This is a genomic window from Undibacter mobilis (assembly GCF_003367195.1).
In the GTDB taxonomy this organism is placed as follows: domain Bacteria; phylum Pseudomonadota; class Alphaproteobacteria; order Rhizobiales; family Xanthobacteraceae; genus Pseudolabrys; species Pseudolabrys mobilis.
Genome location: NZ_QRGO01000001.1, coordinates 750061 through 764046 on the forward strand (window position 1 = coordinate 750061; position 13986 = coordinate 764046).

A 13986-nucleotide genomic window follows, 5' to 3' on the forward strand; every position below is an offset into this window, starting at 1 on the left:
GTCAAACGCCCAAATACCGATGCTGCACTTCGGTATTGCCGGTAAGTTCGGCGGACAATCCCGACCACACCACCTTGCCGCGCTCGATCATGAAATGCCGGTCGGCGACCTTGATCAGCGCGCCGACATTCTTGTCGATCACCATCACCGAGAGGCCGGACTGTTTGAGCCGCGCCAGACAATTCCAGATTTCCTGACGGATCAACGGTGCAAGGCCTTCGGTCGCTTCGTCGAGAATGAGAAGGCGCGGATTGGTCATCAGCGCGCGGCCAACCGCCAGCATCTGTTGCTCGCCGCCGGACAACTGGTTGCCCATGCTCGTGGCCCGTTCGGCCAGACGCGGAAATAGTTCGTAGACGCGCTCCAGGGTCCATTCGCCGCCGTCGCGGGAAACCGCCGTGGCGACAAGATTCTCGCGCACCGTGAGATTGGGGAAGATCTGCCGGCCCTCCGGCACCAGGCCGATGCCACGCTGGGCGATCCGATAGGCCGCCAGGCCGCGGATTTCCTCGCCCATGAATTTGATCGAGCCGGCGCGCGCCATGGTGAGCCCCATGATCGAGCGCACGCTGGTGGTCTTGCCCATGCCGTTGCGGCCCATGAGCGTCACCATCTCGCCGGGCTGAATGGCGAACGACACGCCGAACAGCACTTGGCTCTGGCCGTAGCAGGTCTCGACGCCGTCAAGGCTGAGGATCGGTTCGGCCAGATCCTGACTAACCATGCGCCGCCTCCGCATCGCCGAGATAGGCTTCGCGCACCTGCGTATTGGCGCGGATTTCGGCCGGAACGCCGGTAGCGATGACCCGGCCATAGACCAGCACCGTGATGCGATCGGCGAGCGCGAACACCGCTTCCATATCGTGCTCGACCAGCAGGATGGTGTAGTTGCGCTTGAGATCGCGCAGCATGTCCACCATGCGCGCCGACTCTTCGGGGCCGAGGCCGGCCATCGGCTCGTCGAGCAACAGCATACGCGGCTTGCTGGCAAGCGCCATAGCGAGTTCGAGCAGGCGATGCTCGCCGTGGCTGAGCGCGGCCGTAACGCGATCCGCGCTACCGGCAAGGCCAACGCGCGCCAGCGCCTCGCGGGCGGGCTTGCGCAAATCCGACTCGCTGCGCGCAGCGTGCCAGAAATGGAACGAGTGTCCAGCATGGGCTTGCACGGCGAGCGCGACATTGTCGAGCACACTGAGATCGAGAAACAGCGATGTGATTTGGAACGACCGCGCCAGCCCGATGTGGCTGCGCTTCTGCATCGGCAGCCGAGTAATGTCCTCGCCATCGAAAGCGATGCGTCCGGAATCGGCGAAGATGGAGCCGGAGAGCTGGGCGATCAGCGTGGTCTTGCCGGCGCCGTTCGGGCCGATCAGCGCATGCAATTCGCCCTGCGGGATGGCGATCGAGACATCGTCGGTGGCGACGATGCCGCCGAAACGCTTGGCCAGATGCGAGATATCGAGAAGCGGAGCGCTCATGGCTGCCTCCGCAGGCCGAAGCGCTCGTCGAGCTTCATCAGCAGGCCGTCAATGCCGCCGCGGGCAAACAGCACGACCAGCAGCAGGAGCGGCCCCATCACGATCATCCAGTATTCCGAGGCACGGCCGGCCGCCGCGGTGCCGACGAAGGGCAGACCGATGAACTTGATGATGACCGGCAGGATTTCCTCGAGCACCAGGAAGGCGATGGTGCCCATCACGGGGCCCGCCACGGTGCCCATGCCGCCCAGCACGACCATGATGATGAGGTCACCCGAACGGGTCCAGTACATCACCGATGGCGAGACGAAATCGGCCTGATTGGCAAGCAGAGCGCCGGACAGGCCGCACATGACGCCGGCAATGACAAAGGCGACGAGACGATAGCGATAGGTGGGAAAACCGATGGCGCGCATGCGCAGTTCGTTGGAGCGGATACCCTGCAACGCCATGCCGAAGCGCGAATTGACGATGCGGAAGGTCAGATAAACCGCGGCGAGCAGGAAGAACAGGCAGACATAATAGAACTGCGTCTTGTCCGACAGATTGAGCGGCGGAAAGAAGCGGCTGCGCGTGTCGATGGTCAGACCGTCGTCGCCGCCGTAGCGGGCGATGCCGGAGACGATGTAGTAGGCCATCTGCGCGAAGGCTAGTGTGATCATGATGAAGTAAACACCGCGCGTGCGCAGCGACAGCGCGCCGATCACCAATGCGAACAGCGCCGACACGCCGAGCGCCACCGGCCACTGGATGAAGCCGGAATGGATGCCCTCGTAGGACAGCATGCCGACGGCATAGCCGCCGAGACCGAGATAGACGGCATGGCCGAAGCTCATCATGCCGCCGAAGCCGAGGATGAAATTGAGACTCACCGCCGCCAGCGCCAAGATTACGATGCGGGTAAACAAGGTCAGCATGAAGCGGTCGCCGGCCAAATAGGAATAGACCGGCAGCAGCAGCAACGCGACGATGACCAGCGCGACAACGGTATTGCGGATCGTAAGCGACGGCATCAGCGCTGTCCTGCCGAGAACAGACCTTCGGGCTTCACGATCAGCACGATCGCCATCAAGAGATAGATCAGCATCGACGACAGCGCCGGCGCCGCCGTCGAGGCCGCCGCCGAGGGCAGCACCATGCGCAACAGATCGGGAAAGAAGGCGCGGCCGAGCGTGTCGATGAAGCCAACGAACAAGGCCGCCACCAGCGCGCCGCGGATCGAACCGATACCGCCGATAACGGTAATAACGAAGGCAAGAATGAGGATGTTCTCGCCCATGCCGATCTGCACGGTGAGGATCGGCGCCTGCATCAGTCCGGCGAGCCCGGCGAGCGCGGCGCCGAGACCGAAGACGAGCGTGTAGAGCAACTGAATGTTGACGCCGAGGGCGCCGACCATCTCACGGTTCGACGCGCCGGCGCGGATCAGCATGCCAATGCGGGTGCGCATCACGAGCACGTAAAGGCCGCCGGCGACGATCAGCGACACCACGATGATGGAAAGGCGGTAGGCCGAATACTGCACACCGGGAACGATCTCGATCGGCTGCTGCAGCCAGCCGGGCAGCGGCAGCGCCAGACCCGCCGGGCCCCAGACGAGACGCACCAGCTCATTGAAGAACAGGATCAGACCGAAAGTACCGAGCACATGATCGAGATGGTCTCGGCCATACAGCCTGCGCATCGCGACCACCTCCACCACCATGCCGACCACGAGCGTCGCGATGAGCGCCAGGACGGCGCCGAGCAGGAAGCTGCCGGTAAGCGCCGAGAAGGTTGCGGCGAAATAGGCGCCGATCATGTAGAGCGAGCCGTGCGCGAGATTGACGAGGTCCATGATGCCGAAGACGAGCGTCAGCCCCGCGGCCAGCAGAAACAGCAGCAGGCCGAACTGCAATCCGTTCAGGCACTGCTCGATGAAAAGGGTCATGGTTCTGCGGTCACGATCAGGTCTGCATCATTGCGGGTCGCGGCCTGCACCGCCCCCTGAAATGACTGGATAGCATAAAGCAAGACGGCGGAAACGTTACCGCTTCCGCCGCCTTGTGATGCGGGAGAAAGACTACTTCATCGGACACTTGCCGGCGAAACGGTCCTGGTCGTCCTTGACGATGGTCGCGACGGTCTTGAGCGAGAGCTGACCGTCGGCGTCCTTGACCACGTCCTGCAGGTAGAAGTTCTGGATCGGGAAGTGGTTGTTGCCGAACTTGAAGCCGCCGCGCAGCGATTTGAAGTCGGCCTTTTCCATGGCCTTCTGCACAGCCGCCTTGTCCGACAGGTTGCCCTTGGTGGCGACCACGGCCGAGTTGATCAGCTGCGCCGCGTCATAAGCCTGGGCGCCGTAATAGGTCGGACGCAGGCCGGTGTACTTCTTGCGATAGTCCGCGACGAACTTCTTGTTCTCTGCGCCCGGCAGGTCGTTCACCCACTGCTGCGCGCCCGGCACGCCAATGGCGTTGTCCTTCTGCAGCGGCAACGACAATTCGTCGACAGTGAACACGGTGTAGAGCGGCATCGTGCCCTTCAGACCCGCCGCCACGTACTGATTGAGGAACTGCACGCCGGCTGCGCCCGGATAGAACACGAAGATCGCCTCGGCGCCAGACGCCTTGGCCTTGGCAAGTTCGGCCGAGAAGTCGAGCTGCGACGGCCACGTCGTCAGTTCCTGGCCGACCACCTTGCCCTTGAAGGTCGAGGACACACCCGCGAGCATGTCCTTGCCGGCGGCGTAGTTCGGGCCGATCAGGAACACCGATTTGACGCCCTTCTGGTTCATGTAGAGGCCCATGGCCTGCGGCGTCTGGTCGTTCTGCCACGAAGTCGAGAAGAAGTAGGGCGAGCATCCTTCGCCGGCGAGCTGGTGCGGGCCGGCATTGGCGCTGATGAGGAATGTCTTGGAGTCGAAGGCCGGCTTCACCGAGGCGAGCAGCACGTTCGACCAGATATAGCCGGTGATGAAATCGACCTTGTCGCTTTCGATCAGCTTCTCGGTCTTCTGCTTGCCGACGTCCGGCTTCTGCTGGTCGTCTTCGTAAATCACCTCGACCGGAATGCCGCCCATCTTGCGGCCCATGTGATCGAGCGCCAGTTCGAAGGAATTGCGCATGTCATTACCGATCACCGCCGTCGGACCGCTGAAGGTCGAGACGAAGCCGATCTTGATGGTCTTGTTCTGAGCGGCGGCCGGTTGGGCCGCCAGAATGATCGCGGCACCTGCCGCCAGAATCGTCTTACGCATTTTATTTCCTCCCCTTCGAGCCCTTCAGGCTCCTTATGCATTCATCTGATAATCTACCGGGAAAGCCGCTCTACCGTCTACGGTGAACCGTTCGCGGCGATGCGATATGATGACTGCGTCGAACTATAATTCTGAATTGGCCGGACCATGTCCCCTACCGTTGCCATTGTTGCGCCCGGTTCGATGGGCGCCGGCGTCGCCAGTTGCCTTAATGCCAAAGGCGCGACCGTTCTGACCTCGCTCGGCGGCCGTAGCCCGGCAAGCCGGCAGCGTGCCGCCGCCGCGGGCATGCGGGACGCCGGTGACAATGCGCTGGCGGAGGCCGATTTCCTGCTGTCAATCGTGCCGCCGGCCGAGGCGGTGGCCTTGGCGCAGCGTCTGGCCCCGGCACTGGCTGCGGGCAGCCGCCGGACCATCTTTGTGGATTGCAACGCGGTGTCGCCGACAACCGCGCAGGCCGTGGCCGACATTATCGCGACGACCGGCTGTAGGTTCGTCGATGCCGGCATCATCGGGCCCCCGCCCAGGCCCGGCTCGACCGCAACGAAATTCTATGCCTCCGGCGACCGGGCCAGTGCGTTCAGCGCGCTCAACGAATTCGGATTGATCGTCCGCGTCCTTGACGGCCCGCTCACCGCCGCATCGGCGCTCAAGATGTCCTATGCCGGCATCACCAAGGGGCTCACTGCGCTCGGCGCGGCCATGGTGCTCGCGTCGGAGCGCGGCGGCTCCGCCCAGGCGCTGAAGGCAGAGCTCGCCGAGAGCCAGCCTGAATTGCTGCGGTTTTTTGAGCGCATGGTCCCGCCGATGTACGGCAAGGCCTATCGCTGGGGGCCGGAGCTCGACGAGATCGCCAACTTCGTCGGCACCGAACATCCCGAAAGCGCGATGTTCAATGCCGCGGCCAGACTTTACGAAGAGATTGCCGCCGACGTCGCCGGCGACAATCGTAAAACCGCCATCCTCGACTCTTTCCTTAAGCAGTAGCCATGTCGGAACCATCCATTCTCGTTCAGCGCCGGGCCGGCTATCGCGTTGTCACGCTCAACCGACCAGACCGGCTCAATGCTTTCAACGATGCGATGCACGAGGCACTGCGCGCGGCCATCGACGAGGCGGAAGCGGATGAGGATTGCCGTGCGGTCCTGCTGACCGGCGCCGGGCGCGCATTTTGCTCCGGCCAGGATCTGAACGACCGCCTGCTCAAGCCTGGCGAAAAGCCGGTACCGCGCGAGTCGCTGGAGAAGTACTACAACCCGTTGGTGCGGCGGCTGCACGCTTTGCCCTTCCCGGTCGTCGCCGCGGTCAATGGCGTCGCGGCGGGAGCTGGCGCCAACATTGCGCTCGCTTGCGATATCGTCATTGCCGCGCGCTCAGCGTCCTTCACCCAATCCTTCGCGCGCATCGGGCTCATACCCGATTCCGGCGGCACCTACATTCTGCCACGTCTGATTGGCGAAGCACGCGCCCGTGCTCTGATGCTGACCGCGGAACCGGTGCCGGCTGAGCAGGCGGCGGACTGGGGCATGATCTGGCGTTGTGTCGATGATGATCAGCTGATACCGGAGGCGATCGCGCTGTGCGAACAATTCGCCATCGCGCCGACGCAAGGCCTGGCGCTGATCAAGCGCGCGCTCGATGCATCGGCGACCAATACGCTCGACCAGCAACTCAACCTTGAGCGCGATTTGCAGCGCGAGGCGGTGATGTCGCCTGATTACGCAGAGGGTGTGCGCGCCTTCATGGAAAAACGGAAGCCGAATTTCCGCGGCCGCAAGGCCGAATGACCGCCAGACGGGCGGCTTCACTGCGGCAAACCGGTACCGGGATTTTAGTCAATCTTTGTTGGCGGCGGCCCGTTGACTCGGCCGATCCTAGATCGTTAGCATACATACAATCTCGGAGCGTACGGTCGACGGAAAGCGACTAGAATTTCCGGACCGCATTGCGCGAAGGAAGGCCCGCATGAAGCCCGCGCCCTTTGTCCGTCATGTGCCCCGCACGCTCGAGGAGGCGCTCGCAACGCTATCGGACGTGGCTGGCGAGGATGGGCGTATCCTGGCGGGCGGGCAGAGCCTGGTCCCGATCATGGCGTTCCGGCTGGCAAAGCCGGCCCATCTCGTGGATATCAACGAGGTTGAAGGCCTCGACAAGCTCGTTGACGACGGCCAATTCCTGACGATTGGCGCCCGCGTGCGCCACGCAGCCTTTCACAATCCGGTCACAGCGAACCCGTTGGGCGGGCTTCTTTCATATGTGGCGAAGCACATCGCGCATTATCCGATCCGCATGCGCGGCACGTTCTGCGGCAGCCTCGCCCACGCCGATCCTTCATCGGAATGGTGCCTGAGCGCGGCAACGCTCGATGCCGTGATGGTGGCCCGCAGCGTGAAAGGCACGCGCGAGATCGAGGTCGCCAAGTTCTTCGACGGCATCATGTCGACTCATCTGAAGGAGGACGAACTGCTCGCCGAGGTCCGGCTGCCGCTGCTGCCGGCCGATACGAAGTTCGGCTTCTATGAATTCAGCCGCCGCGCCGGCGACTTCGCCATGTCGGCGTCGCTCGTCACGTATCGCCTCGACGGCGGCAAGATCTTCGACGCGCGTGTTGGCCTTGGTGGCGCAGAAGTCTCGCCGCGCCGTATCCCGGAAGCCGAGACTGAACTCAATGGCAAGGCCCCTGGCGATGCGGCCTTCCGCGCCGCCGGCGAGGCGGCCAGCGCCGCCATCGAGCCGCTTGAAGATCACCAGACCAACGCCGAATATCGTCGCGATCTGGTGAAGGTCGTGGTGCGCCGCGCGCTGGAGCATTCCCTCCCATGAGCGCCCACACCAAAGGGTCCGGTGGCGACGGCATGAAGTGGGTCGGACGCTCGATCCGGCGGCTGGAAGACCCGGCTTTGGTACAAGGCCGCGGCCGGTTCACTGGCGACCTGCCTTCGGCACGTTGGGTGCGCTTCGTGCGCAGCCCTAACGCGGCCGGCACGATCAAGAGCATCACTGCGCCCGAGGGCGCCATGGTGATCACCGCGGCCGACATCAAGGGCGTGAAGAAGATCACGCCGATGCTGCACAAGTTCAATTACAAACCGGTCGGCCAGCCGATCCTGGCCGATGGCGAAGTGCGTTTCGTCGGCGAAGCGGTTGCCGCCGTGGTCGCGGCAAGCGAGGAAGAAGCTGAGGATATCGCCGATCTGGTGGAGATCGAGATCGAGGACACCGCCGCGGTGGTCGACGGCCGCGCCGCTATCGAGGACGGCGCGCGGCAAATTCACCCCGAAGCGCCCGGCAATGTCATCCTCAAGGGCGAAGCCAAGACGCCGGGCTTCGATGACGTGTGGGCAACCGCCGCCAAGATAATACGCTGCGATGCCCGCTCCCACCGGCAGAACGCGACGCCGATGGAAGCGCGCGCGGCGCACGCAGCTTACGATCCGGTCTCCGGCCGCATCACGCTCCACTGCACGGCACAGATGCCGCATTTGATGCGCACGGCGATCGCGGACTGCATCGGCATGCCGGAGTCCGATTTGCGTGTGATCGCGCCCGATGTCGGCGGCGGCTTCGGCCAGAAGATGTCGCTCTGCACCGAATACGTGCTGGTGACGTGGCTGGCGCGGCACCTGAAAACATCCGTCGCCTGGACCGAGGACCGCCGTGAGAATCTGATCGCTTCTTTTCATTCGCGCGACCAGTACGTCACGCTCGAAGGCGCTTTCGATAAAGACGCCAAGCTGATCGCGCTGCGCGCCGATGTGCTCTCCAATGTCGGCGCCTATTCCTGCTTTCCCACCACCTGCGGCGTCGAGCCCTTGATGGCCATGGCGGAAATGCCGGGCCCCTACGACGTGCAGCAGTATCAATGCCTCGCCCGCGGCGTGCTGACAAATACCTGCACCATGGCGGCCTATCGCGGCGTGTCGCGCCCGGTCATTACCTTTACCCTCGAACGACTGATGGACAAGGCCGCCAAGGCTTTCGCCGTCGACCCGATCGACATCCGCCGCAGGAACCTGATCACGCAGTTTCCCTACAAGTCGGCGATGGGCCTCGAATACGACGAGGCGAGCTATCGCGAAACGATGGAGATAGCGGTCGAAGCCATCAATATGCCGGCGTTCCGCGCCCGCCAGCAACTGGCGCGCGACAAGGGCGAGTATCTCGGCATCGGCTTTGCCACCTTCTCCGAGCGCACGGGCTACGGCTCGCCGGCTTTCGCCGCACGCGGCATGGCGATCACACCGGGCTGGGAGACGGTGCATGTTACCGTCGATCCGTCAGGCTTCGTCGAGGCGCGCATCGGTTCGTCACCGCACGGCCAGGGCCTGCGTACGACTTTGGCGCAGATCATTGCCGACGAAATCGGCGTGCCGCCGGAGATGATCAAGGTGATCCACGGCGACACCGACACGGCACCCTACGGCTGGGGCACTTTCGCCAGTCGTTCGCTGGTCATTTCCGGCGGCGCGACCTTGATCGCGGCGCGAAAGATCCGCGCCAAGCTTCTGAAGATTGCCGGCCACATGCTGGAAGCGGCCGAGACCGACATCGTACTGGAAGACGGCAAAGCGAAAGTCGCCGGCACCGACCGCGACATTTCCATCGCGGCGATGGCCCGCGAAGCCTACACGCAGACGCACCGCTTCAAGGGCGAGATCGAGCCGGGCCTTACCGAGAGCGGCACCTACGATCCGCCCGGCACCTTCTCCAACGCCTGTCATGTTGCCCTTGTGCGGCTCGATGCCGAGACCGGCCACGTCAAGGTGGAACGCTATCTGGTTGCCGAAGACGCCGGCCGCATCATTAATCCGATGATCGCCGACGGCCAGGTACATGGCGGCGTCGCGCAAGGCATCGGCAACGCGCTGCTTGAAGAGATCATCTACGACGAATCGGGCGCGATCCTGACCGCCAACCTTGCCGACTACATGCCACCGACCGCGCACGAAATTCCGTCAATCGAGCTGCATCACATGGAAACGCTGTCGACGCAGTCGATTACCAAGGCCAAGGGCCTCGGCGAAGGCGGCACCATCGGGCCGCCGGCCGCCGTGCTCAACGCCATCAACGACGCACTGACGCCGTTTGGCGTCGAGATCGACACCATTCCGGCCACGCCGCAGCGCATCCGCGCGTTGCTGCGCAACGCCGAGAGAGCAACATGACCGATAAAGCCACCATCACGCTAACCATCAACGGCAAGGACTACGCCATCGCCGTGGAGCCGCGCCGCACGCTCGCGGACGCAATCCGCGAGGATTGCGGTCAGACCGGCACGCATATCGGCTGCGAGCACGGCGTCTGCGGCGCCTGCACCGTCATCGTCGACGATGCGCCGGTGCGCTCATGCCTGATGTTCGCCGTGCAGGCTGAAGGCAAGAATATCCGCACCGTGGAGGGTCTCGCCAACGGCGACACACTGCATCCGATGCAGCAGGCCTTCATGGACAATCACGGCCTGCAGTGCGGCTTCTGCACGCCCGGCTTCCTGATGCTGGCCGTCGGCGTTCTCGAGCGTGAACCGAACATCAGCGACGAGGACCTGATCGACGTTCTATCGTCGAACCTCTGCCGCTGCACCGGCTATCAGAACATCATCAAGTCCGTGCGCGCGGCCGCGCAGGAGATGCGGAAGTGATGCCGGCGCTCCGTCATGGCTGAGTCGAAGCAAAAGAAATTCATCGGCCGTTCCGTGCCGCGGCTGGAGGATCGTCCGCTGCTCACCGGCCGAGGCCGCTTCGCCGCCGACGTGAATTTCCCGGGCCAGTGGGCGATGCGCGTGGTGCGCTCGCCGATCGCACACGGCAGACTCAACGGCATCGACGCCTCGGTCGCGCTCGCCATGCCCGGCGTGCATGCCGTGTGGACCTTCGCCGATGTCGCCCATATTCCGCCGATCCCGTTCCGTCTCACTGGCTTGAAGGCGCTGGAGCCGTATCAGCAGCGCGTCCTGGCGTCCGACACCGTGCGCTATGTCGGCGAGCCGGTGGCGGTGGTGTTCGCCGACAATGCCTATCTCGCCGAAGACGCGGCCGAGATTGTCGAACTTGACATCGAACCGCTCGCGCCGGTGATGAACGCGACCGACGCCCCCGGGCCATTCGATACCATGCAGAGCACCGAGCCGGATATCATCCGCAAAGGCTATGGCGACGTCGATGCGGCATTCAAGGCCGCGGATTTCGTTGTCACGCTCGAACTCTCTGTTGGCCGTCATTCCGGCGTGCCGCTCGAGACACGCGGCGCCATTGGCTACTACAACGAAGCGCTCGACCGCCTTGAAATGCACGGCGCCGCCAAGGTGCCGCACTGGAACCGCGACACGATGGGCCGCATGCTTGGCCGCAGCCGCGACAACTTCCAGCTCTTCGAAGGCCATGTCGGCGGCGGCTTCGGCATTCGCGGCGAAATCTATCCCGAGGACGTGATTGTCTGCGCCGCGGCGCTGCACTTCAGAAAGCCGATCAAGTGGATTGAAGACCGCCGCGAGCATCTGATCTCGGCCAATCACTCGCGGCAGCAGACGCACCGCGTCCGTGCCGCCATCGATGCCGAAGGCCGCATTCTCGCAATCGACAACGAATTCTTCCACGACAACGGCGCCTACATGCGAACGCATGCGGCAACCGTACCGGATCTTGCCGCCGCAATGTTGCCGGGACCCTATCGCATCCCCGCCTATCGCGCGACCGCTCACCTGCGCCTGACCAACAAGACCCCATGCGGCACCTATCGTGCGCCGGGCCGCTATGAATCGACTTTCGTACGCGAACGTCTGCTCGACGCCATTGCCGCTAATGTCGGTATTGACAAGGTGGAAGTCCGCAAGCGCAACCTGCTGTCGAAGAGCGCGATGCCTTACACATTGGGCCTCGAGACGCTGGGCACGCACATCGTCTACGACTCCGGCGATTACGGATTGCTGCTGGACAAGGCACTGGAGCGCGCCGGCTGGCCGAAGCTGCAAAAGGACATGGCCAAACGGCGCGCCAACGGCGAAATGGTCGGCGCCGGCGTCGCCATGTTCGTCGAGAAAAGCGGCCTCGGCCCGTTCGACGACGTGCGCGTGGAAGTGAAGAATGACGGCAACATCGAACTGATCACCGGGGCGGCGTCGGTGGGTCAGGGCATTGAAACAGCGATGGCGCAAATCTGCGCCGAGACGCTCGGCGTCGATTACACTTCGGTGAATGTCATCCACGGCCAGACCGATCGCATCGGCCGCGGCCTCGGCGCCTTCGCCTCGCGCGTTACGGTGATGACCGGCGAAGCCACCAAGCGCGCTTCCACAAGGCTGCGCACCCATGTCCTTAAACTGGCTGCCGAACTGATGCAGGCCGACGCCGGGGAGCTCGACATCGTTGATGGCGAGATTGTCCATATCGGCGGCGTGCCCGGCCCGTCGATGAAACTAGCCGATCTCGCCAAGGCGAGGCCCGGTGAACTGATCGCCGAGGACACGTTCGAGTCGACGCACATGGTCTATCCCTATGGCGTCCACGTGGCCGCGGTGCGTGTCGATGCGGAGACTGGCGGCATAACGATCGAAAAATATGTAATGGCTTACGACGTCGGCAAGGCGGTCAATCCCATGCTCGTGGAGGGCCAGATTGCCGGCGGTCTGGCGCAGGGCATTGGCGGCGCGTTGTTCGAGGAATTTCTTTACGACGAAAGCGGCGAGCCGCTGTCGGTCACCTTCGCCGATTATCTGATGCCGACGGCGCACGAAGTGCCGGAATCATCAATTCTGATCACCGAAGATGCGCCGAGCCCGCTCAATTCACTGGGGCTGAAAGGCGCCGGTGAAGGCGGCACCACCCCTGTTGGCGCGGTTCTCGCCTCTGCTATAGATGATGCCCTGCAACGGCCGGGCGCGATCCTCACCCTTCCGGTGACACCGCAACGCCTCCGCGCCATCTGCAAAAAATAGAACCAGGCGCCTTGGAAGCGCCCACGGGGGGAATGCTTCGATGAGCGACGACAGCGTGCCGCAGCTAAAGGCGCCGGCAGGAACCTGCGACTGTCATATCCATATCTACGATTCGGCTTATCCGACGTCGGCGACCGCGGTGGTGACGCCGCCGGACGCGTCGCTTGCCGATTATCTTGCGATGTGCCGCAAGATGGGTATCGAGCGCACCGTGCTGGTGCAGGCCTCCGCCTATGGCAAGGACAACCGACTGCTGCTCAAATGCATGGCGGACATGGGCCCGCGTGCGCGCGGCATTGTCGTGGTCGACGAGACCGTGACTGACGAGGAACTTGACCGCCTGACCAAGCTTGGCGTGCGCGGCATCCGCTTTTTCATGCTGGCCGGCGCGCCGTTGCCGCTGTCATTGCTTGAGACCATGGCGGCGCGCGTGGCGCCGTTCGGCTGGACCGTCAACTTCCAGTGCGACGGCCGTGAACTGGCCGATCACGAGGCGCGACTCAAGGCGCTGCCGACCACGGTGACCATCGACCATCAGGGCAAGTTTCTGGAGCCCGTTGAGCCCGATCATCCGGGCTTCAAGGCACTGCTGCGCCTGCTGGAGACCGGCAAGGTCTGGTACAAGCTCGCCGCGCCTTACGAGACCTCGAAACTTGGCCCGCCTTATTACGACGATGTCGGCCGGCTGGCGAAGCTGCTGGTCAAGACCGCGCCGGACCGCGGCCTGTGGGCCTCGAACTGGCCCTATCCCATGGCCGGCGCGAAGACGCCGCAAGACGCCTGGACACTCGACATGCTGCTCGACTGGGTGCCGGACGAGAAAACACGGCACAAGATTTTGGTCGACAACCCGGCCACGCTGTACGGGTTCTAGCCCAGCTTCTTCAGCAATGTCGCAACGGTGCGTTGCTCGGCCGCCGTCAGCGGCGCCAATGTCTGCGCGGTGATCTGCGCTGCCACTTGCAGCGCCGCTTCGGTGACGCGGCGACCTTCATCGGTGAGCGTGACCGCGCGGCGGCGGCGATCCTTCGGATCGCTGAGCGCGGTGACGAAACCGCGCGCCGACAGCCGATCGACGACGCCCTTGATGGTAGCGGCATCGAGATAGATCAGCCGGCCGAGCTGATTCTGCGACGACGGCCCGGTCTCGTAGAGCTTGGCCAGCGCCGCAAACTGAGTCTGAGTCAGGCCGTCGACCATATTGGCGGTAAAGATCGCCGTGTGGCGCTGCGTGGCGATGCGCATCAAAAAGCCGACCTGCTCATCGAGCACATAAACGCCCGACGCCGCTTCGTCCGCCACATTGGCGACCTTGAGCTTGCTTCGCGCCATGACCTGAT

The 13986-nt window shown here is 63.7% G+C and carries 13 protein-coding genes; 7 read left to right on the forward strand and 6 right to left on the reverse strand.

The annotated features are described in order from the left end of the window. Window position 1: 1 nt before the first annotated feature. From DXH78_RS03510 to DXH78_RS03530, 5 genes are all read right to left on the reverse strand, one after another. A complete protein-coding gene (locus tag DXH78_RS03510) occupies window positions 2-724 on the reverse strand; it encodes an ABC transporter ATP-binding protein (protein ID WP_115515757.1) in 723 nt (240 codons plus the stop codon). Next, window positions 717-1478, reverse strand: a complete 762-nt coding sequence (locus DXH78_RS03515; RefSeq protein WP_115515758.1) for an ABC transporter ATP-binding protein — start codon at window positions 1476-1478, stop codon at window positions 717-719. The genes DXH78_RS03510 and DXH78_RS03515 overlap by 8 nt, the downstream gene beginning before the upstream one ends. Beyond that, window positions 1475-2491, reverse strand: coding sequence for a branched-chain amino acid ABC transporter permease (locus tag DXH78_RS03520; RefSeq protein WP_115515759.1), 1017 nt, complete (start codon window positions 2489-2491; stop codon window positions 1475-1477). Before DXH78_RS03520 ends, DXH78_RS03515 begins: the two co-directional genes overlap by 4 nt. Continuing rightward, complete coding sequence (locus tag DXH78_RS03525; RefSeq protein ID WP_115515760.1) at window positions 2491-3408, reverse strand: branched-chain amino acid ABC transporter permease; 918 nt, start codon at window positions 3406-3408, stop codon at window positions 2491-2493. Before DXH78_RS03525 ends, DXH78_RS03520 begins: the two co-directional genes overlap by 1 nt. 132 nt (window positions 3409-3540) lie before the next feature. Further along, window positions 3541-4716, reverse strand: a complete 1176-nt coding sequence (locus tag DXH78_RS03530) for an ABC transporter substrate-binding protein (RefSeq protein ID WP_115515761.1) — start codon at window positions 4714-4716, stop codon at window positions 3541-3543. A 147-nt stretch (window positions 4717-4863) separates the two neighbouring features. On the opposite strand from DXH78_RS03530, the gene DXH78_RS03535 reads away from it, so the two are divergent. The 7 genes from DXH78_RS03535 (at window position 4864) to DXH78_RS03565 (ending at window position 13520) form a co-directional block, all read left to right on the forward strand. Further along, window positions 4864-5703, forward strand: a complete 840-nt coding sequence (locus DXH78_RS03535) for an NAD(P)-dependent oxidoreductase (RefSeq protein ID WP_115515762.1) — start codon at window positions 4864-4866, stop codon at window positions 5701-5703. A gap of 2 nt (window positions 5704-5705) precedes the next feature. Continuing rightward, the gene (gene paaG, locus DXH78_RS03540) at window positions 5706-6503 is read left to right on the forward strand and encodes a 2-(1,2-epoxy-1,2-dihydrophenyl)acetyl-CoA isomerase PaaG (protein WP_115515763.1); all 798 of its coding nucleotides are present in this window, start codon (window positions 5706-5708) and stop codon (window positions 6501-6503) included. 178 nt (window positions 6504-6681) lie between these two features. Next, complete coding sequence (locus DXH78_RS03545) at window positions 6682-7539, forward strand: FAD binding domain-containing protein (protein WP_115515764.1); 858 nt, start codon at window positions 6682-6684, stop codon at window positions 7537-7539. Beyond that, window positions 7536-9881 (forward strand): xanthine dehydrogenase family protein molybdopterin-binding subunit, encoded by a 2346-nt coding sequence (locus DXH78_RS03550; protein WP_115515765.1) that lies wholly within the window; start codon window positions 7536-7538, stop codon window positions 9879-9881. The genes DXH78_RS03545 and DXH78_RS03550 overlap by 4 nt, the downstream gene beginning before the upstream one ends. After that, entirely contained in the window at window positions 9878-10354 is a 477-nt protein-coding gene (locus tag DXH78_RS03555; RefSeq protein ID WP_115515766.1) for a (2Fe-2S)-binding protein, read from the forward strand. The genes DXH78_RS03550 and DXH78_RS03555 overlap by 4 nt, the downstream gene beginning before the upstream one ends. 15 nt (window positions 10355-10369) lie before the next feature. Beyond that, the gene (locus DXH78_RS03560) at window positions 10370-12646 is read left to right on the forward strand and encodes a xanthine dehydrogenase family protein molybdopterin-binding subunit (RefSeq protein WP_115515767.1); all 2277 of its coding nucleotides are present in this window, start codon (window positions 10370-10372) and stop codon (window positions 12644-12646) included. 40 nt (window positions 12647-12686) lie between these two features. Then, window positions 12687-13520, forward strand: a complete 834-nt coding sequence (locus tag DXH78_RS03565) for an amidohydrolase family protein (RefSeq protein ID WP_115515768.1) — start codon at window positions 12687-12689, stop codon at window positions 13518-13520. On the opposite strand, the gene DXH78_RS03570 is transcribed toward DXH78_RS03565, so the two are convergent. Next, complete coding sequence (locus DXH78_RS03570; RefSeq protein ID WP_115517703.1) at window positions 13517-13978, reverse strand: MarR family winged helix-turn-helix transcriptional regulator; 462 nt, start codon at window positions 13976-13978, stop codon at window positions 13517-13519. The two genes, DXH78_RS03565 and DXH78_RS03570, sit on opposite strands and share 4 nt — an antisense overlap. Window positions 13979-13986: the final 8 nt, after the last annotated feature.

Coding starts and splice junctions, on each gene's coding strand:
- DXH78_RS03570 (WP_115517703.1), bottom strand. CDS start 13,978: ATGGCGCGAAGCAAGCTCAAGGTCGCCAATGTGGCGGACGAAGCGGCG.
- DXH78_RS03510 (WP_115515757.1), bottom strand. CDS start 724: ATGGTTAGTCAGGATCTGGCCGAACCGATCCTCAGCCTTGACGGCGTC.
- DXH78_RS03545 (WP_115515764.1), top strand. CDS start 6,682: ATGAAGCCCGCGCCCTTTGTCCGTCATGTGCCCCGCACGCTCGAGGAG.
- DXH78_RS03535 (WP_115515762.1), top strand. CDS start 4,864: ATGTCCCCTACCGTTGCCATTGTTGCGCCCGGTTCGATGGGCGCCGGC.
- paaG (WP_115515763.1), top strand. CDS start 5,706: ATGTCGGAACCATCCATTCTCGTTCAGCGCCGGGCCGGCTATCGCGTT.
- DXH78_RS03525 (WP_115515760.1), bottom strand. CDS start 3,408: ATGACCCTTTTCATCGAGCAGTGCCTGAACGGATTGCAGTTCGGCCTG.
- DXH78_RS03550 (WP_115515765.1), top strand. CDS start 7,536: ATGAGCGCCCACACCAAAGGGTCCGGTGGCGACGGCATGAAGTGGGTC.
- DXH78_RS03530 (WP_115515761.1), bottom strand. CDS start 4,716: ATGCGTAAGACGATTCTGGCGGCAGGTGCCGCGATCATTCTGGCGGCC.
- DXH78_RS03520 (WP_115515759.1), bottom strand. CDS start 2,491: ATGCCGTCGCTTACGATCCGCAATACCGTTGTCGCGCTGGTCATCGTC.
- DXH78_RS03565 (WP_115515768.1), top strand. CDS start 12,687: ATGAGCGACGACAGCGTGCCGCAGCTAAAGGCGCCGGCAGGAACCTGC.
- DXH78_RS03515 (WP_115515758.1), bottom strand. CDS start 1,478: ATGAGCGCTCCGCTTCTCGATATCTCGCATCTGGCCAAGCGTTTCGGC.
- DXH78_RS03560 (WP_115515767.1), top strand. CDS start 10,370: ATGGCTGAGTCGAAGCAAAAGAAATTCATCGGCCGTTCCGTGCCGCGG.
- DXH78_RS03555 (WP_115515766.1), top strand. CDS start 9,878: ATGACCGATAAAGCCACCATCACGCTAACCATCAACGGCAAGGACTAC.